The 22,210-nt window shown below is 28.7% G+C and carries 28 protein-coding genes and 1 pseudogene; 23 read left to right on the top strand and 6 right to left on the bottom strand.

Annotation, left to right across the window (positions count from 1 at the left end; translation table 11 throughout):
* Positions 1-2: 2 nt before the first annotated feature.
* Positions 3-851, bottom strand: coding sequence for an SPFH domain-containing protein (locus tag QOR43_RS04585; protein ID WP_265134422.1), 849 nt, complete (start codon positions 849-851; stop codon positions 3-5).
* 119 nt (positions 852-970) lie between these two features.
* On the opposite strand from QOR43_RS04585, the gene hisD reads away from it, so the two are divergent.
* The 6 genes from hisD (at position 971) to QOR43_RS04555 (ending at position 5,617) form a co-directional block, all read left to right on the top strand.
* Positions 971-2,260 (top strand): histidinol dehydrogenase, encoded by a 1,290-nt coding sequence (gene hisD, locus QOR43_RS04580; RefSeq protein ID WP_265134423.1) that lies wholly within the window; start codon positions 971-973, stop codon positions 2,258-2,260.
* An 8-nt stretch (positions 2,261-2,268) separates the two neighbouring features.
* Positions 2,269-2,727 (top strand): SsrA-binding protein SmpB, encoded by a 459-nt coding sequence (gene smpB / locus QOR43_RS04575; protein ID WP_265134424.1) that lies wholly within the window; start codon positions 2,269-2,271, stop codon positions 2,725-2,727.
* Between the two features lie 14 nt (positions 2,728-2,741).
* Positions 2,742-3,002 (top strand): DUF6952 family protein, encoded by a 261-nt coding sequence (locus QOR43_RS04570; protein WP_265134425.1) that lies wholly within the window; start codon positions 2,742-2,744, stop codon positions 3,000-3,002.
* A 3-nt stretch (positions 3,003-3,005) separates the two neighbouring features.
* Positions 3,006-4,085: an alanine racemase gene (alr, locus tag QOR43_RS04565; RefSeq protein WP_265134426.1), complete on the top strand. Its 1,080-nt coding sequence runs from the start codon at positions 3,006-3,008 to the stop codon at positions 4,083-4,085.
* A 72-nt stretch (positions 4,086-4,157) separates the two neighbouring features.
* On the top strand, positions 4,158-5,126 hold the full coding sequence (locus tag QOR43_RS04560; protein WP_283571433.1) for a flagellin N-terminal helical domain-containing protein: 969 nt from the start codon (positions 4,158-4,160) through the stop codon (positions 5,124-5,126).
* Positions 5,127-5,266: 140 nt separating this feature from the next.
* A complete protein-coding gene (locus QOR43_RS04555) occupies positions 5,267-5,617 on the top strand; it encodes a rhodanese-like domain-containing protein (RefSeq protein ID WP_265134428.1) in 351 nt (116 codons plus the stop codon).
* Here the strand turns inward: QOR43_RS04555 and QOR43_RS04550 are convergent.
* Positions 5,614-5,898: a GTP 3',8-cyclase MoaA family protein gene (locus QOR43_RS04550; RefSeq protein ID WP_265134448.1), complete on the bottom strand. Its 285-nt coding sequence runs from the start codon at positions 5,896-5,898 to the stop codon at positions 5,614-5,616. The two genes, QOR43_RS04555 and QOR43_RS04550, sit on opposite strands and share 4 nt — an antisense overlap.
* Before the next feature lie 364 nt (positions 5,899-6,262).
* Between QOR43_RS04550 and QOR43_RS04545 the strand changes: the two genes are divergently transcribed.
* The 7 genes from QOR43_RS04545 (at position 6,263) to rpoD (ending at position 13,567) form a co-directional block, all read left to right on the top strand.
* Positions 6,263-6,469, top strand: coding sequence for a cold-shock protein (locus QOR43_RS04545; protein WP_265134429.1), 207 nt, complete (start codon positions 6,263-6,265; stop codon positions 6,467-6,469).
* A gap of 12 nt (positions 6,470-6,481) precedes the next feature.
* On the top strand, positions 6,482-6,688 hold the full coding sequence (locus QOR43_RS04540) for a cold-shock protein (RefSeq protein WP_265134430.1): 207 nt from the start codon (positions 6,482-6,484) through the stop codon (positions 6,686-6,688).
* Between the two features lie 370 nt (positions 6,689-7,058).
* A complete protein-coding gene (gene argS, locus QOR43_RS04535) occupies positions 7,059-8,717 on the top strand; it encodes an arginine--tRNA ligase (RefSeq protein ID WP_265134432.1) in 1,659 nt (552 codons plus the stop codon).
* Positions 8,717-9,487: an SPOR domain-containing protein gene (locus QOR43_RS04530; RefSeq protein WP_265134433.1), complete on the top strand. Its 771-nt coding sequence runs from the start codon at positions 8,717-8,719 to the stop codon at positions 9,485-9,487. The genes argS and QOR43_RS04530 overlap by 1 nt, the downstream gene beginning before the upstream one ends.
* Entirely contained in the window at positions 9,484-10,128 is a 645-nt protein-coding gene (locus QOR43_RS04525) for a DUF445 domain-containing protein (RefSeq protein ID WP_265134434.1), read from the top strand. The genes QOR43_RS04530 and QOR43_RS04525 overlap by 4 nt, the downstream gene beginning before the upstream one ends.
* A gap of 47 nt (positions 10,129-10,175) precedes the next feature.
* Positions 10,176-11,819, top strand: coding sequence for a DNA primase (dnaG, locus tag QOR43_RS04520; RefSeq protein ID WP_265134435.1), 1,644 nt, complete (start codon positions 10,176-10,178; stop codon positions 11,817-11,819).
* Between the two features lie 5 nt (positions 11,820-11,824).
* The gene (gene rpoD / locus QOR43_RS04515; protein WP_265134436.1) at positions 11,825-13,567 is read left to right on the top strand and encodes an RNA polymerase sigma factor RpoD; all 1,743 of its coding nucleotides are present in this window, start codon (positions 11,825-11,827) and stop codon (positions 13,565-13,567) included.
* 33 nt (positions 13,568-13,600) lie between these two features.
* Here rpoD and QOR43_RS04510 read toward each other — a convergent pair whose 3' ends face one another.
* Positions 13,601-14,614, bottom strand: coding sequence for an aspartate-semialdehyde dehydrogenase (locus QOR43_RS04510; protein WP_265134437.1), 1,014 nt, complete (start codon positions 14,612-14,614; stop codon positions 13,601-13,603).
* A 68-nt stretch (positions 14,615-14,682) separates the two neighbouring features.
* Here QOR43_RS04510 and QOR43_RS04505 point away from each other — a divergent pair, with 68 nt between their 5' ends.
* The 4 genes from QOR43_RS04505 to QOR43_RS04490 are packed head-to-tail and all read left to right on the top strand — an operon-like array spanning position 14,683 to position 17,052.
* Complete coding sequence (locus QOR43_RS04505) at positions 14,683-14,889, top strand: hypothetical protein (RefSeq protein WP_265134438.1); 207 nt, start codon at positions 14,683-14,685, stop codon at positions 14,887-14,889.
* The gene (ybgF, locus tag QOR43_RS04500) at positions 14,886-15,596 is read left to right on the top strand and encodes a tol-pal system protein YbgF (protein WP_265134439.1); all 711 of its coding nucleotides are present in this window, start codon (positions 14,886-14,888) and stop codon (positions 15,594-15,596) included. Before QOR43_RS04505 ends, ybgF begins: the two co-directional genes overlap by 4 nt.
* Positions 15,593-16,282 carry an undecaprenyl pyrophosphate synthase gene (gene uppS / locus QOR43_RS04495; protein ID WP_265134440.1) on the top strand — a complete coding sequence of 230 codons (690 nt, stop codon included), beginning with the start codon at positions 15,593-15,595 and terminating at the stop codon, positions 16,280-16,282. Before ybgF ends, uppS begins: the two co-directional genes overlap by 4 nt.
* Positions 16,279-17,052 carry a phosphatidate cytidylyltransferase gene (locus QOR43_RS04490; RefSeq protein ID WP_265134441.1) on the top strand — a complete coding sequence of 258 codons (774 nt, stop codon included), beginning with the start codon at positions 16,279-16,281 and terminating at the stop codon, positions 17,050-17,052. The genes uppS and QOR43_RS04490 overlap by 4 nt, the downstream gene beginning before the upstream one ends.
* Here QOR43_RS04490 and mqnC read toward each other — a convergent pair.
* Entirely contained in the window at positions 17,025-18,110 is a 1,086-nt protein-coding gene (gene mqnC / locus QOR43_RS04485; RefSeq protein WP_265134442.1) for a cyclic dehypoxanthinyl futalosine synthase, read from the bottom strand. The two genes, QOR43_RS04490 and mqnC, sit on opposite strands and share 28 nt — an antisense overlap.
* Before the next feature lie 56 nt (positions 18,111-18,166).
* On the opposite strand from mqnC, the gene QOR43_RS04480 reads away from it, so the two are divergent.
* From QOR43_RS04480 to QOR43_RS04460, 6 genes and pseudogenes are all read left to right on the top strand, one after another.
* Complete coding sequence (locus QOR43_RS04480; RefSeq protein ID WP_265134443.1) at positions 18,167-19,315, top strand: FIST signal transduction protein; 1,149 nt, start codon at positions 18,167-18,169, stop codon at positions 19,313-19,315.
* Between the two features lie 3 nt (positions 19,316-19,318).
* Entirely contained in the window at positions 19,319-20,704 is a 1,386-nt protein-coding gene (locus QOR43_RS04475; RefSeq protein ID WP_265134444.1) for a bifunctional diguanylate cyclase/phosphodiesterase, read from the top strand.
* Positions 20,705-20,716: 12 nt separating this feature from the next.
* Positions 20,717-20,941, top strand: coding sequence for a cytochrome C oxidase subunit III (locus QOR43_RS04470; RefSeq protein WP_265134445.1), 225 nt, complete (start codon positions 20,717-20,719; stop codon positions 20,939-20,941).
* A 46-nt stretch (positions 20,942-20,987) separates the two neighbouring features.
* Positions 20,988-21,105, top strand: a pseudogene (locus QOR43_RS08610) (IS1/IS1595 family N-terminal zinc-binding domain-containing protein); the annotation flags it as partial.
* The gene (locus QOR43_RS04465) at positions 21,081-21,293 is read left to right on the top strand and encodes a transposase (protein WP_425609133.1); all 213 of its coding nucleotides are present in this window, start codon (positions 21,081-21,083) and stop codon (positions 21,291-21,293) included. The pseudogene QOR43_RS08610 and the gene QOR43_RS04465, both read left to right, overlap by 25 nt.
* Complete coding sequence (locus QOR43_RS04460) at positions 21,253-21,672, top strand: IS1 family transposase (protein WP_265135099.1); 420 nt, start codon at positions 21,253-21,255, stop codon at positions 21,670-21,672. Before QOR43_RS04465 ends, QOR43_RS04460 begins: the two co-directional genes overlap by 41 nt.
* 27 nt (positions 21,673-21,699) lie before the next feature.
* Here QOR43_RS04460 and QOR43_RS08605 read toward each other — a convergent pair whose 3' ends face one another.
* A complete protein-coding gene (locus tag QOR43_RS08605) occupies positions 21,700-21,945 on the bottom strand; it encodes an IS1 family transposase (RefSeq protein WP_425609132.1) in 246 nt (81 codons plus the stop codon).
* A gap of 7 nt (positions 21,946-21,952) precedes the next feature.
* Positions 21,953-22,210: hypothetical protein (locus QOR43_RS04455; protein WP_283571432.1), on the bottom strand; the 258-nt coding region annotated here is incomplete at its 5' end.

Below are 22,210 nucleotides of genomic sequence, written 5' to 3'. Positions count from 1 at the left end.
CTTTATTCTCTTTTATCTTTTCCAATTAAATTAAGTAAACCTTCAACAGAAGCAGGTAAAACTATAATCTTAGAGTTATTACTTTTTGAAAGTTCTTCCAATGCTTTTATATAATTATCTCCAAGTAGTAATAAACCTGCAAGTTGTGGGTCATTTACAGCTTCTCTTACACTTCTGACAGCATTTGCCTGAGCCTGTCCTATTCTTTCTATTGCTTCTGCTTCTTGCATCTTGGCGAGTTTAAATCCTTCTGCTTCAAGCTCTTGAGACCTTCTTTTTCCTTCTGCTTCTAATATCATAGCTCTTTTCTTTCTATCTGCTTCTATTAACATGCTCATTGCATCGGCTATATTCTTAGGTGGTTTTATCTCTTTTACTTCAACCCTATTTATCAATACTCCCCAGCTTTTAGAAGCACCTTGTAAGCTTTCTTTTATTTTTGCATTTATCTTTTCTCTTGAAGACAATATCTCATCAAGTTCCATAGAACCTACAATATCTCTTAGATTTGTTTGGACTGTTTGAATAATAGCATAAACTAATCTTTCTATATTGTAAGTAGCAGCGACAGGGTCAATTATAGTAAAATAGCAAACTGTATCTATGCTAACCAGCACATTATCTTTTGTAATAACTTCTTGAGGTGGAATCTCTATTACCTGCTCTTTTAAAGAAACCTTAGCCCTAACATAATCAATAAAAGGAATAATAAAATTAAGACCGGCTTCTAAGGTTCTATTATATTTACCAAATCTTTCTACAACCCATGCTTCCTTTTGAGGAACTACTTTTACACCATTGATAATTAAAAATACGATGAATATAATTAGAAATATTAAGATAACTTCCATTTTTAGCCTCCATTTTTAAATTTATCATATATAAATGATAAGTTAAGAAAATCAAGAATGCAATAACTCTTTTTATGCTAAAATTTTTACATATATTTTAAGATAGTGGAGTTAAAGTTATGAAAATAATAAATTTAAAAGGTAAATTTTTACTTAATAATAAAGAAGTGGAAAATCTGATAAAAAGAAGTGATATAGAAGTAGAGCAGTATGAACCTATCGTAAAAGAGATTATAAAAAAGGTAAAAGAAGAAAAAGATAAGGCTTTAATAGAGTTTACAGAAAAATTTGATAAACAAAAAATCACCCCGGAGCAAATTATAATACCTTTTGAAGAGCTTGAAAAAGCTTATGATGAAATAGAAAATGATATAAGATGGTCTTTTGAGGTAGCTGTAGAAAGAATTAAAAGATTTCATGAAGCTCAGATTGAAAAATCTTTTTTCTTGGAAGAAGAAGGTATTATTCTCGGTCAAAAGGTTATACCTATTGAGATTGCAGGACTTTATGTTCCGGGAGGAAAAGCAGCTTATCCTTCAAGTGTTATAATGAATGCCATACCTGCAAAAGTTGCAGGAGTAAAAGAAATAGTAATGTGCACACCTTCATCTAATAAATATACCCTTGCAGCAGCATTTTTATGTGGAATAGAAACAGTATATAGGATAGGTGGTGCTCAGGCAATAGCAGCAATGGCTTATGGAACAGAAACAGTCAAAAAAGTTGATAAAATAGTAGGACCCGGAAATATATATGTTGCCCTTGCAAAGAAAAATCTTTATGGTGTTGTTGATATAGATATGATAGCGGGGCCATCAGAGATTCTTGTTATAGCAGATGAAACTGCAAATCCAAGATGGATTGCTGCAGATTTATTATCCCAGGCAGAACATGATGAGCTTGCAGCATCTATTCTTATAACCACATCCGAAGATTTAGCTATAAAAGTTAGGGATATTTTATATAATGAATTTTTAAAAGATTTTGAAAGGGAAGATATAGCAAGGAAATCCCTTGATAACTATGGGCATGCATTTATAGTTGATACGATAGATGAAGCATCTGAACTTGCAAATTATATAGCACCGGAACATCTTGAAATAATTACAAAAAATCCTTGGGATTTATTGGACAAAATAAAACATGCCGGAGCAATTTTCTTAGGTGAGTATAGCACAGAACCGCTTGGAGATTATATACTCGGACCTAATCATGTTTTACCTACAGGAAGAGCAGCAAGATTTTCTTCAGCCCTTGGAGTTTATGATTTTATAAAAAGAAGTTCTATTATATATGTATCTAAAACAGGATTTGAAAGGGTTGCAAAATATGCTTCCAACATAGCGAAAGCAGAAGGATTATATGCACACAAATTAAGTGTAGATATTAGAGAAAATAAAGAAGAATGAGGAATTAGATGGCGGTAAAAGTAGTAGCAACAAATAAATCGGCTTTTCATAATTATAATATATTGGAGAAATATGAAGCCGGTATAGTGCTTACCGGTTCAGAAGTTAAATCTTTAAGGGAAGGAAATTGCAATCTAAAAGATAGTTTTGTAAGGATAGAAGGCGGAGAAGCTTATTTATATAATTGTTATATAGGGCCTTATAAACCGGCAGCAAAACTTGGACACGACCCAACAAGACCAAGAAAGTTATTACTGCATAAAAGAGAGATATTAAAACTTATGGGAAAAGTTCAGGAAAAAGGCTTAACAATCATACCTACCCAGATATATTTTAAAAATGGTAAAGCAAAAGTAGAAATAGCCCTTGCAAAAGGTAAAGTAAAATACGAAAAAAGAGAAGCAATTAAAGAAAAAGATTTAAAACGTGAAATGGCAAAAGATTTTAAAGGAAAACTAAAACTATAATGGAGGTAAGTAAAATGAATATCAATGAGATAAAAGAGCTTGCAAGAAAATTTACACCGGAGCAACTTGAAAACTGCATAACAATGGCTATAGAACAAAAGGAAGGGCATATTCAAGTTTGTGATGGTCAAGTATCAGGGGAAGTTTTAGAAGTAATAAACACTCTTGCAAAAGCTCAAACAGTTAGAGAACTTATGGAACAGGGAATGTCTGAAATAGAAGCCATCAGAGAACTTGCAAGAAGAATAAGATTAGCCCAAGGCGGAAAATTATAGGAAATGTTTTTGCATAGGAGTATAGCAGAGATAAATTTAGAAAATTTAAAGAAAAATATAACGAATATTTATAATTATGCAAAGAAAGAAATAATAGCCGTTATAAAAGCAGATGCTTACGGGCACGGAGCCGTAAATATAGGAAGATTTTTAGATAAAATAGATTTTGTAAAATATTTAGCGGTAGCAACAGCAGAAGAAGGAAAAGAATTAAGGGAAGCAAATATAAAAAAACCGATAATTGTGCTTGGAGGAATACTTAAAGAAGAGATTGATATATTTAATAATTTTAATTTAGTTCCTGTAATTTCTAATTTTTATCAGCTTGAGCAGGTAAAATCTCTAAAAAATAGGAATATACATCTAAAATTTGATACAGGGATGCATAGACTTGGCTTTTATAAAGAAGATATTGAGAAAATAAATAAATTAATATTTGATAACTGTATAAATATAGAAGGTGTAATGTCCCATTTTCCATCAGCAGATATAGATAAAGAATTTACAGAAAATCAGATAAAAATTTTCCAGGAAATAATAAATCAGTTAAAAGCAAAAAACTTAAAATATATACATATTCAAAACTCTGCCGGCATAATATATAATTGTGATTTTTGTAATCTTATAAGAATAGGGCTTGCTATGTATGGAGAAAAACCTATAAAAGATTATCCGGTAGAACTAAATCAAGTCATGCAGGTAAAAGCAAAAATAATATCTATAAAAGATATAAAAAAAGGAGAAGGAATATCCTACTGTCATACTTTTAAAGCAGATAAAGATATGAAAATAGCAGTTATATCTTTTGGATATGCAGATGGATTGCCAAGAGCATTATCCAATAAAGGAGAAGTTATTATCAATAACAATAAAGCAAAAATTATAGGAAATATAACTATGGATATGAGTATTATTGATATTACCGATATTGATGCAGTTATAGGCGATGAAGCAATAATAATAGGCTCTGCCGGAAATCAAAAAATAACATTCACAGATATAGCAAATTTGACAAATACAATTCCTTATGAAATAATGTGTGGAATATCAAAAAGGGTCTATAGAGAGATTATTACCGAATAGATTTCTTCACTAAAAAATTTTAAAATATTTACGATAATAATATTAACAAAATTTAAAATAAGGTAAAAAGCTATGAGAATAGCAGATATAATGAAGATTGATACATATGTTAAATATGATAGAATTAGACAGGAAGAGCTTGAAAAGTATAATAAACAGATAGCTTCCGGAAAAAAGGTTCTTGTTCCATCTAATGATGTTATAGCTTCTGTCTCTGCACTTAGATTAAAAAAGTATAATGCAGAGATTGATAGCTTTCTTAGAAATATGGATTTTGTTTCCAATATTCAAAGCCTTGCAGAATCAGCCCTTGATAATGTTGTAAAAGCAGGACAGGAAGTAAGAGTTGAGATAGTTAGATTATTAAATACAGGAGTTTTAGATAAAGAAGATGCAAATATAATAAAAGAATATCTTACTTCAATGAGAGATTATATAATAAAAGAAGCTAATATATCCATCGGAGATACAAGATTATTTGGCGGTGTAAAATCTCAAACAGACCCATTTGACAGTAATGGTGTATATCAAGGAGATAATATAGAAACAACTGCACCGGTTGCCAAAGGTACAGAGTTAAACACAACTTTTGATGGCTCAAAATATTTTGGAGTAGATACTGCAAACGGAAATAAAATGGCTATCGTTGAAGCTATTGATAAAATCATTGAGATTATAGATGGTGCTTCTGCTTCTCCACCAACTCACAGCTTAGGAGAGTTAAATAGTTATACATTTAGTAATGTAACAGTAAATGGAAAAACATATAATAACATAAAAATCCTTGATTTATTTGATATAGGATTAAATACGGTTATGCAATATAGGTCTGTTATAGGCTCCCAAATGAAAGTAATTAATGATATTAAAACCCAATATCAAAGTAATAAAGTAAACAATAATGAGCTAATATCTAATCTTGAAGATGCAGATATGCCTGAGTCTATCACGAAGTTATATCAAGTACAAACAGCTTACCAGGCTTTAATTGCCTCATATAATCAAAATAAAGATTTAAGTTTATTGAAATATTATAAATAATTTATACGATTCTAGAAATATAGAGAAAATCAATATCCGGAAAAAAATTAATCTAAGCAATGCTTTCTGATATATTTCATAAATAATAATATCAAAATATGCTAATATATTAATGATTTTATAATTTGGAGGTATGAAAGTTGTTCTTAGATAAAGAAACTTATAAGAAAATACATATTTCAGTGCAGGAGCTAAAAGAAAAGATTGATAAAGGAGAAGATTTTATATTATTAGATGTAAGAGAACCACAGGAATACAATTTTTCCAGAATAAAAGAAAAAGAAGCTATGCTCGTTCCACTTATGAGCTTGCCAAGAGTTATAAATAGCTTACCGAAAGATAAAGATATATATGTTTTCTGTAGAACCGGAAATAGAAGCTTACAAGCTACATTATGGCTTCTGGAAAATGGTTTTACAAGGGTTAAAAACGTAGAAGGCGGTATTTATGCTTGGTCTGATTATATAGACCCTACGGTTCCTAAATATTAACCACCGATACTTGTCATAACCCTGACACAATCAGAAAAGGCATAGTTTGATTTTTGTATATTTTGATTAGATATTTCTTTTTGTATTAAGAGATGTTGAATAAAGTTATCAAGTTCTTCATCTGTGCCTTTTCTGATAATATCTTTCGCATGTATCTCTTCATCGGTTCTAAGACAGAGTTTAATCTTTCCTTCTGCTGTAAGTCTTAATTTTGAACATCCATCACAAAATGGATTAGATATAGGAGTTATAAATCCTACCTTTACTTTTAGAGAAGGTATTTCATATAGTACCCCCTAAATTATTCCACACACATCAGGGATTTGGAATTGCTGATATAACTCAGTAATTCACAGGGAGGACTATTACACCCTTTATATCTCTCCAAATACCCTTTTACAGATATTTAAAGGATTTGATTTGACAATAAATATATAACGAAATTTTGCACTTATTTAGTGCAATTAAATATTGACTTTTTACAAAAATGGAAACATACTATTTAAATAACAAAAAGAAGATGTTTAAAGAAGTAAGGGGAGTATCAAAAAGTCCCATCTCAAAACCTAAATCAAAGTAGGTATTTCTTTAAACCTCTTCTTTTAGAGAGGTTAATTTTAATATTTTATTGGAGGTTTTAGACACATGCGTATCACTGGTACAGTTAAGTGGTTTGATTCAAAAAAAGGCTATGGTTTCATCACAAGAGATGATGGCCAAGGAGATGTTTTTGTTCATTTTTCAGCTATTCAATCTAATGGTTTTAAAACATTAGAAGAAGGGCAAAAAGTTGAGTTTGAAATTGCTAAAGACCAAAAAGGTCCAAAAGCACAAAATGTAGTAAGATTGTAGGAGGTTTCAGAAGTGCGTATTACAGGAACAGTTAAATGGTTTGACTCAAAAAAAGGTTTTGGATTTATTACAAGAGATGATAACGGACAAGATATATTTGTTCATTATTCTGCAATCCAAGCAAAAGGTTTTAGAAATCTTGAAGAAGGACAAAAAGTAGAATTTGAAATAGTTCAGGACGAAAAAGGACCAAGAGCACAAAACGTAGTAGCTCTTTAAATCTTATAGGAGAGGTAAAATGCCTCTCCTTTTTATTATATAATATTTGTATGGTTTTTTATAAAGATTTAATTTTTGTTTTTATTCTAAGTTTAATACTGAATTCCATTTTTTATCTTCTGTATTTATATAATCTTAATGAGTATGGCAATCTTAACCATATAGCTATTTTAGGTTTATTATTATTTATCCCTTTCCTTAAAAATAAAAATATAAAAAATTGTTCTTCTACAGCTTTACTAACCGGATTGGTTATATATCTTCCATTAATCTTAACAAAATTTGATATACTTAATCTAATAGTGATTTTTATTTATTTATTAGGTATTATATTTATTATCTGCAGAAAATACTAAAAAAGGAGGAAATATTGAGAGAAGATATACTTAATTTTGTTTTAGAAAAGATTGAAAAAGATATACCGGAAATTAATAAAATTAGAGAAAAAGTAAAGATAGAAACACCAAAAGAAGAAAAATTTGGTGATTTTTCTTTAAATATAGCTTTTTTACTTTCTAAATCCTTAGGTAAAAAACCGGTAGAAATAGCAAATCAAATAAAAGAAATATTACAAAAAGAAGATATCTTTAAAGAAATTCAGGTAGCCGGTGGTGGATTTATCAATATATTTTTATCTGATAAGTATTACCATAATATATTAAAACAGATAAATCAAGAAAAAGAAGAATTTGGAAAAGAAAAAAATAAAAAAGGAAAAATAAATATTGAATTTGTTAGTGCAAATCCTACCGGTCCTCTACATCTTGGACACGGAAGAGGTGCAGTTGTAGGTAATGTTCTTTCAAATCTTTATGAATATGCAGGATATATTGTAGAAAGAGAGTTTTATATAAATGATGCAGGAAGGCAGATTAGAAAGCTTGGAGAATCTGTATATGCAAGATTTAGACAGATAGAAGAACCGGATTATCCATTTCCGGAAGACGGTTACCATGGAGAATATATAAAAGATATAGCAAAAGAGTTATACCATTATGAAAGGGAAAAAATATTATCATTTTTAGATGAAGATGAAGCAATAGAATTTTGTAGTAATTATGCAAAAATTTATTTATTAGATAAAATAAAAGAAGATTTAAAATTGATAGGAGTAGAGTTTGATATATGGTATAGTGAAAAATATCTTTATGAACATGGTAAAGTAGAGGAAGCTCTGAATTTTCTAAAAGAGAAAAATCTTGTTTATGAAAAAGATGGAGCATTATGGCTTAAAACAACAATTTATGGAGATGATAAAGATAGAGTTTTAAGAAAATCAGATGGTGAATATACATATTTTATGGGAGATATAGCTTATCATTATGATAAATTCAGAAGAAATTATGATTTTATTGTAAATATATGGGGAGCAGACCATCACGGATATTTTCCGAGATTAAAAGCAGCAGTTATGGCTTTTGGAGCACCGGAAAACTGGATTAGGGTTTTATTTATTCAGTTGGTTAAGTTATTCAAAAATGGTGAAGAAATTAAAATGTCCAAAAGAGCCGGTGAATTTATAACTTTAAGAGAATTAGTTGATGAAGTAGGAAAAGATGCAGTTATTTATTTCTTTTTAACAAAAGATAGTAATACCCACCTTAATTTTGATATAGATGTTGCCCTTCAAAAAAGTAATGAAAATCCGGTATTCTATGTCCAGTATGCCCATGCAAGAATATGTAGCGTATTTAGAGAAGCAAAAGATAGATTTGGATTTGATGCAGAACAAGATTTTTCAGCAGATTTAAATTTACTTAAAGAAGATATAGAGAAAAGCATAATGAAAAGTTTGGCAGTATTACCGGAACAACTAAAAGAGATAGCAGAAAAAGAACAACCTCACAAAATAACCCAATTAACTTATGAAATAGCTTCAAAATTGCATAAATATTATTACGGATATAAATTTTTAGTAGAAAATGACGAAGATTTATTAAAGGCAAGATTATTTTTACTTAAAGCTGTTAGAAATGCATTAAGATTATTATTTAAACTTATGGGTATAACACCGGTGGAGAGAATGTGATGAACCATAATGAGTTCAGAGAAGTTTTAAAAAGAGCAGAACAAAGAAAAAAGAAAGAAAAAATGGAAAGATTGATAATATTTCTCTCCGGTTTGTTGGCTTTTATGTTATTTGCCGGTGCAGGCTTATATTTTCTTTCAAATAAAGAAGTATCAGAACCGCAAGTTACAAATATAAATAAATTACCTTCATCACCTCAACCACCTAAACAAATAGAAGAAAATAATCAAATACAACCACAAAACCAAATTACATCAGAACAACCCAATATAGAACAAAATCAGGAAAATAAATTAGAAAAGCAAAAAGAAACAAAACAGGCAGAAGAAAAACCTAATCAAAAAGAACAAGAAAAAGAAACTAAACCTACTTTAAAAGAGCAAGAAAAAATAGTAGAAAAAGAAAAGCAGAAAGAAATAAAACAAACAGAAGCTAAATCCAACCAAAAAGAGCAAGAAAAAGCAAAACAGACTGAAAATAAACAAAAAGAAGAAGAGAAAATAGTTAAAAAAGAATCAGAAAATAAACAGCAACCAAAAATGGAAGAAAAACCACAACAAGAAAATATTATCTATTCTATTCAAATAGGAGCTTTTTCTACAGAAGAAAAAGCAAAGTCGGTTATAAAAGAACAAAATTTAAAAAATGCATTTGTTATCAATGAAGGTGGTTTATATAAAGTTTTAGTAGGAAAGTTTAAATCTGAAAAAGATGCAAGAGATTATATGAGAGAACATGATATTAAAGGTTTTCTTAAAATAACAAAATGATAGATTATATTCTTCCACCCTTGATAGGAGCTTTTATTGGATATATCACAAACTGGCTTGCAATTAAAATGCTTTTTAGACCTTTTGAAGAAAAAAGGATTTTTAATATTAAAATACCATTTACCCCCGGATTGATACCAAAACAAAGAGAAGAGATATCAACAGCAATAGCAAAAACAATATATACACATCTAATTACACCGGAAAAATTAAATAAATTATTTAAAGATGCTAAATTTCAAGAAATCTTAATGGAAGATTTATTACACAATTTGGTTGATAAACTGATAAATGATATTCAACATTATATAGAAGATAAATTTTCATTTATTGGAAAATCCAATATAGAAAAAATTTTTGATAAATATAAACCAAAGCTAAAAGAAAAAATAATAAATTTAGTTGATAAAGAGTATAAAGAAGATATTGAAAAAAATTTAGAAGAAAAATTGATAAAAGTTATCCAAAGGTTAGAAATTGAAAAAATGGTAAAAGAAACTCTTATGGAAATAGATTTAGAAACTTTGGAAAATATTGTTCTTGGATTTTCTCAAAAACAGCTTAAATACATAACTTATCTTGGTGGTGTTATTGGATTTTTTATAGGGATTTTGCAGGTTATTTTAAACTTGAAATTTTGAAAAAATTTTATAAATTTTATCTTTGTTTAAATTAAAACGGAGATAAAATGGGAATAGACCCTTCTGTTATTGAAGAAGTCCAAAAAAGAGCTAATGTTTATGATGTTATATCCGATTATATAACTTTAAAAAGAGTTGGTTCGTCTTATACTGCCCTTTGTCCTTTTCATAATGAAAAAACACCTTCTTTTATGGTATCACCGGATAAAAATATATTCAAATGTTTTGGCTGCGGAAAAGCCGGAGATGCTATTAAATTTGTTATGGAATATGAAGGTTTATCATACATTGATGCAGTAGTAAAGTTAGCAAATAAATATGGTATTCCGATAAAATATACCGGCAAAGAAAGTAATTTCAAAGGATTATATTCAGTTACAAAAAAAATAACAGAATTTTATAAAGAACAGTTAAAACATAATAAAGAAGCAAAAAATTATCTTTTTGATAGAAATCTCTCCCCTTCAGTTATAGAACATTTTGAACTTGGATATTCTCCGGAAGATAATAATCTTCTGTTAAAATATGCAAAAGAAAACAATATAACCGATGAAGAGCTTACTCAAATTGGAATTTTAAATAACAACAAAAAGGATAGATTTAGTGGAAGAATTATTTTTCCCATTAAAGACCAAAAAGGCAATATAGTAGCATTTGGTGGCAGGATAATAAAAGATAGTAATACAGCAAAATATATAAACTCACCGGAAACAGTAATATATAGAAAAAGTGAAGTATTATATGGCTTTTATGAAGCAAGGGATTATATCAGGGAAAAAAATGAAGTTATTATTGTAGAAGGATATATTGATTTATTATCTTTGTGGCAGATTGGAATAAAAAATGTAGTTGCTACCCTTGGCACAGCCTTTACAAAAGAACATGCAAATCTTATCTCTAAGTTTGCAAATTCGGTAATACTTATGTTTGATAATGATAATGCAGGGAAAAAAGCCGTTATTTCTGCATCAAAAGAATTACTTAAAAAAGATTTAGAAATAAAATATTTAAAAATACCGGAAGGAAAAGACCCTGCAGATTTATCAACAAAAGGATACAGATTTGTAAAATCCTTATTAGATGAGGCAAAAGATATTTTTGATGTTTTAATAGATAATTTATTATCTTTAAAAGATTTACAAGATATTAATACAAGAAAAAAAAGAGAAGATATAATAAATATTTATTTAGAACTTTTGGCAAATGTAGAAAATATATCTAAATTAGACACTTATTTAGAATTACTTGCCAAAGCCATTGGAACAACAAAAGATATATTTTATACAAGATTGCAAAAATTAAGAGCTAATATAAAGAAAGAAAAACCGGAAGAAAAAGATAAAAATAAATTAAATCTAAATTATAATGAAAGATTATTACTGAAAGCCATAATAAAAGATAAAACATTATTGAAAAAATATGATTTTTTTGATAAAATGTTAGTTTCACAACTTTTTAGATATTTTATAGAACAGATTAAGGAAGATAAATTGGGAGAAGAAGAAGAGCAAATTATCTTAAATTTTGAAGAAGAGCCAACAGAAGAATCTATAAATCAGATTGTAAAAAAACTTCAAGCAGATTGGAAAGAAAAAGAACTTGGACTTCTTGCATTTAATCCGGAAACAAACCCAACAGATTTATTACTGATAAAAAAATCTAAATTAAACGAACTTAAAAATAGGAGGTAATATAAATGGCAGCCCTTTATGAAAGAGATGATGTCAGAAGGTTGATTAACATTGCAAAAGAAAAAGGTTATGTTACTTACTCGGAAATTAATGAGGTTATTGATGAAGATATTCTCCATTCAGACCATCATTTAGATTATCTTATTGAGTATTTAAATGAATTAAATATTGATGTGGTAGAAGACAAAAAGCCAATATCAGAAGAAAATATTGATTTAGAAGAATATCTTGGTGTTGAGTTTGATGATGATGTATGGGCAAAAGCAGATGACCCTGTAAAATTATATCTAAGAGAAATGGGTAAAATCCCTCTTTTAACAAGAGATGAAGAAATCAGATTATCTAAAGATATGGAAAGGGGCAGAAAAAAAGTATTTAGAGGATTACTAAGAACATCTTTCTTAACTGAAAGATTATTAGATGATTGGGCAAAAGTTGCAGAAGGAAAATTAAAAGCTTATGAAATAGTAAATATGGAATTGGAAGAATATCAGGATGAAGATAACGAAGGTGAAAATCAGATAGATAAATTTTCTGCAGATTTTATAAAAAAAGGATTAGAGCTTGCAAAATTATACAGAGATTTGAAAGAGCTTGAAAAGAAAGTTGTAGAAAATAATGATATAGAAACAAAAAAACAGTTCCTTATCCAGCATGCAAAACTAAATAGATTCATCAAAACACTTAACATAAAATTTACAAGACTTGATAAAATTGCTGATGAATTAAAAGAGTTATATCTTAAATTAAGAAAAAGCGAGAAAGAGTTTGAAAAAAGAATTAAAAGAATAGAAAAAATAGATACAGATATAGAAAAATTATTATCTCCTGATTATCATAAAGATGAAACTTTACTCAAGAAAATAGAAAGAAGTGGATTTTCTATACCAAGATATGAAATTTTGAGAACAGAAACAGTTAGATTAAAAGAAGAGATAGAATCTTTAAAAGAAAAAATTGGAACAATTCCTTCTGAATTTGACCATGTAATTAATATAATTCAAGAAGGAAGACAAGAAGTTAATAGAATAAAGCAGATTATAGTTCAGGCTAATTTAAGACTTGTTGTTTCTATAGCTAAAAAATACACAAACAGAGGCTTACAGTTTTTAGATTTAATTCAAGAAGGAAATATAGGATTAATGAAAGCCGTTGATAAATTTGATTATAAAAAAGGTTATAAATTTTCAACTTATGCTACATGGTGGATAAGACAGGCTATAACAAGAGCAATAGCAGACCAAGCAAGAACAATAAGAATACCGGTTCATATGATAGAAACAATCAATAAACTACTCAGAGTTGCAAGGTCTATGGTTCAGGAACTTGGAAGAGAACCTACTCCGGAAGAGATAGCTAAAAAAGTTGGTATGCCGGCAGATAAGGTAAGAAAGATATTAAGAACATCACAGGAGCCTATCTCCCTTGAAACACCGGTAAGTGATGATGAAGAATCACAACTTGGAGATTTTATAGCAGATAAATCGGTTTTATCTCCTGAAGAATATGTTTTAAAACAAGCATTGAAAGCTCAGCTTGATGAGGTATTATCCACTTTATCAGAAAGAGAAGAGCAAGTTTTAAGATATAGATTTGGTCTTGAAGATGATACAGAATATACTCTGGAGCAAGTTGGAAAACATTTTGGTGTTACAAGAGAAAGAATAAGACAGATAGAAGCAAAAGCTTTAAGAAAATTAAGACATCCACATAGAGCAAAATATTTGAAACCATTTATTGAAGATTAATTTATTAAGCGGGCGAATATTCGCCCGTTTTTATTATTTTTTAATTAATTGGTATTTTATAAGTAATTCTGCAATCTGAACAGCATTTGTTGCAGCACCTTTTCTAAGATTATCTGCAACTATCCACATAGAAAGACCATTATCAAAAGCAGTATCTTTTCTAATTCTACCGACAAAAACATCATCTTTTCCAGCTACTTCTATTGGTGTTGGATAAACATTATTAAAAGGGTCATCTTCAAGAATTACACCGGGAGCTTTTGATAAAATCTCTCTTGCTTCTTCTACAGTTATAGGTTCTTCCGTTTCTATAACCACAGTTTCACTATGACCAATATAAACCGGCACTCTTACACAGGTTGGAGATACTTTAATATCAGGAGCATGCATTATTTTTCTTGTTTCATTTATCATTTTCATCTCTTCTTTTGTATAACCATTTGGCTCAAAATTATCTATTCTTGGTATTACATTAAAAGCTATATGGGTTGGTAAAGCTTTTGGATAGTAATATTTTCCTTCAAATCTTGCTTTTGTTTCCATTTCTAAATCTTCTATTGCTGTCGCACCTGCTCCTGAAACAGCTTGATATGTAGATACGAAAATTCTTTTTATTTTCTTTCTTTGGTGTATAGGATATAAAGCTACAACCATCTGAATAGTAGAGCAGTTTGGATTGGCTATTATTCCTTTGTGCCATTTAACATCTTCCGGATTAACTTCCGGAACTACAAGAGGAACATCATTTTCCATTCTAAAAGCAGAACTATTATCAATAACTATTGCACCTTTGGATACAGCCACAGGAGCCCATTTCTTGCTTCTTTCTCCACCGGCAGAAAATAATGCTATATCTATTCCTTCAAAAGCTTCTTCCGATACCGGCTCTACTTTATATTTCATACCATAATATTCAATCTCTTTACCGGCAGACCTTTCAGAAGCCAAAAATTTTATATTATCAATCGGAAAGTTCCTTTCTTCCAAAACTTTTATCATTGTTTGTCCAACTGCACCGGTAGCTCCAAGAATTGCAACATTAAACATCTAAAAACCTCCACAAAAAATTTATTATAAAATATTTTATCATTTCGCAAAAATTGAGGATAAAAATCATGAAAGGGAAATTAGAAAATCCTTTATTTGTTATTACATTAATGACAACCTTAATGGCTTTACCTTTTATTGCATTTTTATTAGATAGATTTTTGTTAAAATTAAATAACTCTTTTTTATTTTTTGCCGAAATAACTATATTATCCTTAGGTATTTCTTCCGGTGTTATTATATTTTTATTTTTAATAGGAGGTAGGAAAAGATGAAAAAGGTAGGATTTTTGGCTTTAATATCGGTTTTTGCATTTTCCTGTGCAAATCAAGACCAGATGGTAGCATTACAAAGGGATATTATTCAGATGAAGGAAGATATAGCTTCTTTAAAAACTGAAACAAAGAATAATAGAGAAGCTATTGAAACATTAACCACAAGGGTAGATAAATTATCTCAAAAAGTTTCAGAAAATAGTATTGAGATAGAAAAATTAAAATCTTCAAAGAAACAAGAGCAAGTAGAAACTAAGGAAAAATTACCAAAACCTGAAGAACTTCCAAAAGAAGGAGCAGAAAAAGTTAAAATTCCGGAAGGGGAAAAAGAGTTATATCAATATGCATTGGATTTATATTTTAAAGGAGATTTGACCGGTGCAAGACAGTATTTTTATGAATTTTTAAAAAAATATCCTGATTCGGATTTATACGGAAATGCTATATTCTGGTCTGCCCAAACATTTTTTGCAGAAGGTAAATATGAGGATTCTATAAAATTATTTCAGGCTTTAATAGATAAATGTGATAAAGGCGAAATAAAAAAATGTAATAAATATCCTGGAGCATTATTAAAACTTGGATATGCTTATATAAATATAGGCGATAAAGAAAAAGGCAAAGAATATCTAAATAAAGTAATACAAATGTTCCCTAATACGGAAGAAGCAGGACTTGCTACTAAAAAATTAGGGACTTTACAATGAATTTATATAAAATCCCAAGCCATGTTGCCATCATAATGGATGGCAATGGCAGATGGGCTAAAAAAAGAGGATTACCAAGGGTTTTCGGACATAGAGAAGGTATCAATGCAGTAGAAAAAGCAGTTAAATTCTCTAAGAAAGTAGGAATAAAATATCTGACTCTTTTTGCTTTTTCTACTGAAAATTGGCAAAGACCGAAAGAAGAAGTAGAAGCTATAATGTCTTTATTCGTTGAATATATAAATAAAGAAATTCCTTTTTTGATAGAAAACAATATAAAACTTCTGTTTATGGGAAGAAGAGATGTTGCTGATTATATAAAATTAGCTATGGAAGAAGCAGAAACTAAAACAAAAAATGGTAAAGATTTAACTTTGATTATAGCATTTAATTATAGTGGTAGGGCAGAAATTATAGATGCTGTTAATAAAATATTAAAAGAGAAAAAAGAGATAACAGAAGAAGATTTTAAGAATTATCTATATTTGCCGGATATCCCTGAGCCGGATTTACTTATTAGAACAAGTGGAGAAAAAAGAATATCTAACTTTATGTTATGGCAACTTGCTTACACAGAGCTTTATTTTACTGAAACATTATGGCCTGATTTTGATGAAGAAGAATTTTTAAAGGCTTTATATGATTATCAAAGTAGAGAAAGAAGATTTGGAAAAGTGATAGAATGAAAGAGTTTGTGATAAGAACTATCTCTGCAATTATCCTTGCCGGCATAGTTATCGGTGGTATTATATATCTTCCGGTTTATATCATTAAATTATTTATTGCTGTTTTATCTGTATTGGCAACTTGGGAAATTAATAATATTTTTGAAAAAAAATTCAGCAATATATCTAATCCTTTTTCTTTAATAACTTCTTTTTTAGCTTCTTTATCTATTCTTTTTGTCAGTTTTTATTTAGCTTTATTTTTGATAACTTTATACTCTTTTTGGGTAGGAAAAAAATATTATGATATTAATTACTTAGTTTTTTCTTTTTTCGGTTTGATATATACCACTTTTTTTATATCTTCCGTAGGAATTTTGATAGAAATTGATAAAAATCTTATTTTTGTTTTATTTGCTGTTGTATGGTTTGGAGATATTTTTGCTTATATTATAGGGAAGAATTTCGGAAAAAGAAAATTATCTCCGGTAATATCTCCTAAGAAGACGGTTGAAGGAGCAATTGGTAGTTTTGTGGCTTCTGTTATATTTGGTTTAATCTTTGCATATTATTTAAAATTTGATGTTTTATATCTTTCTATTCCTATTTTTTTATCTGCTATCTTTTTACAGATTGGGGATTTATTTGAAAGTTTTATAAAAAGACAGTTTGAAGTTAAAGATTCTTCAAACATAATACCGGGACACGGTGGTATTCTTGACAGAATAGATTCTCTTATTTTTGCTTCTGTAATATTTGTTATTTATTCCCAGATTTTTAAAATTTTGTAATATGTATCTCTTTGGGCAGGTATAAATCCGGCTTCTTTTATATATTTTGCCATTTTTTCCGGTTTTGGATAAGATACCTTAAATCCGGTAGAAGCTACCACATTTTCCTCTATCATAGTACTTCCAAGGTCATTTGCTCCAAAATGAAGGGCTACCTGACCTATTTTCATAGTTTGGGTTACATGTGAAGCCTGAATATTATCAAAATTGTCAAGAAATATTCTGCTTAAAGATAAAACTTTTAAATAATATGTGGATGTTGCCGGTTCAAGATAATCAAGCATTGTATTTCCCTTTTGGAAAGTCCAAGGAATAAAAGCAGTAAATCCGCCGGTTTCATCTTGAAGATTTCTTATATTGGATAGATGTTCTATTATATGTTTTGGTTTCTCTATATGTCCAAACATCATTGTAGCAGTGCTTTTCATACCAAGCTCATGGGCGGTTTTATGAACTTCAAGCCAAGTTTTTGTATTTGTTTTATTAGAAGAAATTAAAACCCTAACTTCGTCTGATAAAATTTCTGCTCCTCCACCGGGTAAACTATCCAAACCTGCTTCTTTTAATTTAACCAAAACATCTTTTATACTCATATTTTCAAGTTTGGCTATATAATTAATTTCGGTTGCAGATAAAGAATGTATCTGAATATTCGGAAATTTTTCCTTTATAGATGATATTAAATCTATATAAAAATCAAGTCTCAAATCCGGATTTAATCCTCCCTGCATTAATAAAGTTGTTCCTCCCCAATCTATAAGCTCCTGTATTTTTCTAAATATCTCATCATATTCCAGAACATAAGCATCTTTATCTTTTTTCTTTCTTTGAAAAGCACAAAATTTACAACCGGCAACACATATATTTGTGTAATTAATATTTCTATCAACAACAAAAGTTACAATATTTGAAGGATGTTTCTGCTTTCTAATATAATTTGCAATTTTACCTAAGGTAATAACATCGCTATTTTCAAAAATATATAAAGCTTCTTCTTCGGATATTCTTTCTTTATTTAAAACCTTATCATATATATAATTAAGATTTAAAGTCTTCATTTTAAACCTCCAGAAAAATATGTATAATAATATATAACAACTTCAAGAGGGATGCTATGCTATTTAAGTCTTTTGGATTTGATAAGATAGATAAGAAAGAATGCTTACTAAAGCTAAATAAAACTATATTTCCGGATGCAAAATTATTAGTTATTTTTGTTCCTTATGAATTTCTTGATGAAGATTTTGATAAATGTATCAGGCAGTATTATGGTGGTGATTATATAGCAATTTCTGCTATCGGAGTTATGTTTAATGAAAATCTATTTTATGATGGCATTTCCGGTTTTGGATATTATGGAGAAAATTATAATATCTTTTTACAAGAAGATATAACTGAAAATATAGAAAAAACAGCAGATAATTTAAAAAATTATTATTTAAACAATAGAGAGAATGTAAACCTTATTTTTGCAAATGTATCTCCGGTTTCAATAAATAAGGTGTTGGATAGCTTGCATGGTTTTTCGGAAGAAGGAAATTTATGGGGTGGTATTGCTTCTTCAAGAGATAAAGAGTTTAGAACAAGAATTATCTATAACGGAAAATTTATTGAAGATGGATTTGTTGTCTTAACCTTGAAAAATTTAAAAATATATTCAAATATATCACTTGGATTTATACCGGTTGGACTTCCTTATAAAATAACAAAAGCAAAAGATAATAAAGTTTATGAAATAGAAGGAATGAAAATAGATTATTTTTTAGAAAAATTACTACAAGGAACCGGAATTAATCTTGAAAATTTAGATCCACTTACAACAGCTCAAACTTTATGGAACTTCCCTTTTCTTATATTAAATAAGGAATATGGATATGTTTCTGTTAATAGAACTGCTTTTAAATATAATAAAGAAGAAAATGCATTAATATTTTATGGAAATATAGAAGAGGGTAGCGAAATAAGAATTGCAATAGCAGATTCAGAAGATATTTTAAATAGTTTTGAAAGAATAATCAAACATTTTCAAGATGAGATAAAAAATAAAAAAATATATATAATGCTTAATTTTTCCTGCTTGGCAAGAATTTATTTATTAAAAAAAGAAGGAAAAGAACAGGAAGAACAAAAAATTTTAAAAAAATATTTTCCTACCATAGATATTGTTGGATTTTTAACATCCGGCGAAATTGGGCATGATAGATTTGGAAAAGCAGGTATGCTATATAACGAAACATCCTTAATTGTAGCTATTGGAGAGTAAGATATGGATAATATTAACCAGAAAATATTAAAAAATTTATTAAAAGAGATAACTTCCAGATATGATTATATGGCTAAAAGCTTCTCTTCTTTAAAACAAGAAGTAGAAACAATTAAATATATAGATTATTTAACAGGGCTTTTATCAAAAGAGGGATTTTTGAGAGAACTTGGAAAGTTAATAGAAAAAGCAAAATCAGAAAACAAAGATAAAAAAATATTTGTAATGACACTTGATTTAGATAATTTTAAATATATAAATGATGTTTATGGGCATGAAATAGGTGATATATTTTTAAAAGAGATTGCAATTAATATTTTAGAGAACATAGACAGGTCTAATTCTATCTTAGGAAGAACCGGAGGAGATGAATTTTGTATAGCCATTTATGATGTAAAAAATGAAGAAATTATAAAAACAGCAGAAATTTTACTACAAAAAATAGAAAATTTTTCTTTAAATTTAGGTAAAAATCATCTTAAAACTACTGCATCCATAGGAATTTCTATTTATCCAAATGATGCTTTAGATGCAAAAAATTTAATCCTTAGAGCAGAAGAAGCTTTATATGAAGCAAAACAAAAAGGAAAAGGAATTTTTATTGTATTTAACAAAGAGCTTCACGATAGATTTAGAAGAATAGAGGAAGCAAAAGTTTTATTAAATAAAGCTATAATTTCAAAAAATGTATATCCATTTATCCAGCCAATTTTTGATATAAAATCTAAAAAATTTATCGGTGGAGAGATACTTCTTAGAATTAAAGATGGAAATGAATTTATACCGGCTTATAAATTCATAGATGTAGCAAATAACTTTGGATATATTGACCAGCTTGAGCATATAATAATTGAAAAAATAATAGATGAAGACAATTTAAAAATTTTAGAGGATAAATTTATCTTTATAAATAAAACGATAAAATCCGAAAAAAAAGCAGGATTTATAAAAAAAGAGATAGATATTTACCACACAATGAAAAAAGAATACAATATAACACCGGTAATTGAAATTACAGAAAGCTCTTTTGTCGAATATTTTGGAATTTTATCTGAATTTATAAAAAAGTTAGAAGAAAAAGGGATATTTTCTGCCCTTGATGATTTTGGAGCCGGATATGCTTCATTTAGATATCTTTTAAATTTGGATATAAATATTTTAAAAATAGATGGTTCTTTGATAAAAGATATTTTAAATAACAAACGCTCAGTAGCTATTGTTAAAGCAATCTCAGAAATTTCAAAAGATTTTGGTATAAAAACCGTTGCAGAATTTGTAGAAAATAAAGAAATTTTGTCAGTATTAAATATTTTGGATATAGATTATGCACAGGGCTTTTATTTATCAAAACCTATGAGTATAATAGATTTTAAAAATTTTTTGAAATAAGAACTATTAAAAATGGCAGGACATTTAGAAAATACAAGAGCAGTTGATAAAATTACTTATGTAACAGATGCTGTTCCTACATGGTGGATGATGTTTTGGATTGGCTATATCTTATTTACGGTAGCTTATATAGTTTTTGACTGGATACCTGATTTCCTTGGATGGATGAATGTAGTAGGCCAAGGAACTGAAGCTGTAGATAAGTATATCTGGCTGAGAGAATTAATGAGAAACTAAAAGTTGGGTATTCAGTTTAAGAGTTGATTAGTGTAAAATATATAATATGAGGTGCGTATATTGTAATTCGGAAAAAATAGTAAAGAATGGGAAATCAAATCAAGGAAAACAAAGATATTTATGTAAAGAATGTGGAAGAATTTTTGTAGAGAACCCAGAAAGAAAGCATTATCCCGATAATCTAAAAAAAACAGCAATAAGACTATACACAGATGGTGTTCCAATAGCAGTAATAAGTCGGTCTTTAGAAGTTCCTTATGAAACAGTTCGTAGTTGGATACGGGCGGCTGGAGAAAAAGCAATAAAAAAAAATAGAAGGAAGGAAAAAAGTCTTTCAGAACAAAGTATTTAAAAAAGCAGGATTAGATGAAATGTGGACTTATGTAGGTAAGAAGGAAAATGAGATATGGATATGGACAGCAGTTTTTGATAAAGATTTTAAATTTTTTGAATTGGGAAAACGAGATGAAGAAACATTTTGGAAACTTTACTATCAAATACCTATAGCTAAAGATATACATACAGACGCATATAAAGTTTATGGAAATTTGGATAATAGGAAGGTAAAGAAATACGGATATACAAATTGGAATGAAGGATTGCATTCCTTTTTAAGAGATAAACTTGCTATGCTAAAAAGAAAAACAAAAGCTTATGCTAAATCTATTAGAGCTTTATATAGAGCTTTAGCTTTAGTTTTTGTTAGATGGAATTTATTATCTACTCTTTAACTAACTACCAAAAGTTGGTAGTCCTATCTAAAGGTGGCTAAAATCAGTTGGAATATTAGTAAGGCTAAAAACAATAGCTAATGCATATCTCAATGCATTAATGTTTTTACTATACTCTTTTGTTTTCCTTTGTAGTCTTTTTAATCTATCTCTTAATCTTGAATGCAACCCTTCATTCCTGTTTGTCTTCCCGAATTTACTTATCTTATGCTGTTTCCTATTTAACCAAGATTTATATATACGGTATCCGTCTGTATGATATTCTTTTGCCAATGGTAATTTAGCCAATAGATTTTAAAAAAGTTTTTTCTTCCCTATCTCCAATTTCATATAAATAATATTTTTCATTACCTTTCTTAACACAAGCTGTCCATATCCATACTGAATTTTCTTCTGTATTTTTGTTTATATACGTTCTCATCTCATCTATTGATATTTCATCCATATCTATCCTATTAGCTAATTTTTTCCATTTTTCCTGTAAATGCTTATCTAAAAATTTGCCAACTTCATATGTCCATCTGGCTACTGTTCCATA

It is taken from the genome of Venenivibrio stagnispumantis (assembly GCF_900182795.1).
Classification (GTDB): Bacteria; Aquificota; Aquificia; order Aquificales; family Hydrogenothermaceae; genus Venenivibrio; species Venenivibrio stagnispumantis.
The sequence above is the reverse complement of the archived record's forward strand: the minus strand, read 5'-3'. Positions and strand labels throughout refer to the sequence as shown.

What these genes read in the sequence shown, in the direction of transcription:
- QOR43_RS04585 (WP_265134422.1), bottom strand. Translation starts at nt 851, where the DNA reads ATGGAAGTTATCTTAATATTTCTAATTATATTCATCGTATTTTTAATT.
- hisD (WP_265134423.1), top strand. Translation starts at nt 971, where the DNA reads ATGAAAATAATAAATTTAAAAGGTAAATTTTTACTTAATAATAAAGAA.
- smpB (WP_265134424.1), top strand. Translation starts at nt 2,269, where the DNA reads ATGGCGGTAAAAGTAGTAGCAACAAATAAATCGGCTTTTCATAATTAT.
- QOR43_RS04570 (WP_265134425.1), top strand. Translation starts at nt 2,742, where the DNA reads ATGAATATCAATGAGATAAAAGAGCTTGCAAGAAAATTTACACCGGAG.
- alr (WP_265134426.1), top strand. Translation starts at nt 3,006, where the DNA reads ATGTTTTTGCATAGGAGTATAGCAGAGATAAATTTAGAAAATTTAAAG.
- QOR43_RS04560 (WP_283571433.1), top strand. Translation starts at nt 4,158, where the DNA reads ATGAGAATAGCAGATATAATGAAGATTGATACATATGTTAAATATGAT.
- QOR43_RS04545 (WP_265134429.1), top strand. Translation starts at nt 6,263, where the DNA reads ATGCGTATCACTGGTACAGTTAAGTGGTTTGATTCAAAAAAAGGCTAT.
- QOR43_RS04530 (WP_265134433.1), top strand. Translation starts at nt 8,717, where the DNA reads ATGAACCATAATGAGTTCAGAGAAGTTTTAAAAAGAGCAGAACAAAGA.
- QOR43_RS04525 (WP_265134434.1), top strand. Translation starts at nt 9,484, where the DNA reads ATGATAGATTATATTCTTCCACCCTTGATAGGAGCTTTTATTGGATAT.
- dnaG (WP_265134435.1), top strand. Translation starts at nt 10,176, where the DNA reads ATGGGAATAGACCCTTCTGTTATTGAAGAAGTCCAAAAAAGAGCTAAT.
- rpoD (WP_265134436.1), top strand. Translation starts at nt 11,825, where the DNA reads ATGGCAGCCCTTTATGAAAGAGATGATGTCAGAAGGTTGATTAACATT.
- QOR43_RS04510 (WP_265134437.1), bottom strand. Translation starts at nt 14,614, where the DNA reads ATGTTTAATGTTGCAATTCTTGGAGCTACCGGTGCAGTTGGACAAACA.
- QOR43_RS04505 (WP_265134438.1), top strand. Translation starts at nt 14,683, where the DNA reads ATGAAAGGGAAATTAGAAAATCCTTTATTTGTTATTACATTAATGACA.
- ybgF (WP_265134439.1), top strand. Translation starts at nt 14,886, where the DNA reads ATGAAAAAGGTAGGATTTTTGGCTTTAATATCGGTTTTTGCATTTTCC.
- uppS (WP_265134440.1), top strand. Translation starts at nt 15,593, where the DNA reads ATGAATTTATATAAAATCCCAAGCCATGTTGCCATCATAATGGATGGC.
- QOR43_RS04490 (WP_265134441.1), top strand. Translation starts at nt 16,279, where the DNA reads ATGAAAGAGTTTGTGATAAGAACTATCTCTGCAATTATCCTTGCCGGC.
- mqnC (WP_265134442.1), bottom strand. Translation starts at nt 18,110, where the DNA reads ATGAAGACTTTAAATCTTAATTATATATATGATAAGGTTTTAAATAAA.
- QOR43_RS04480 (WP_265134443.1), top strand. Translation starts at nt 18,167, where the DNA reads ATGCTATTTAAGTCTTTTGGATTTGATAAGATAGATAAGAAAGAATGC.
- QOR43_RS04475 (WP_265134444.1), top strand. Translation starts at nt 19,319, where the DNA reads ATGGATAATATTAACCAGAAAATATTAAAAAATTTATTAAAAGAGATA.
- QOR43_RS04470 (WP_265134445.1), top strand. Translation starts at nt 20,717, where the DNA reads ATGGCAGGACATTTAGAAAATACAAGAGCAGTTGATAAAATTACTTAT.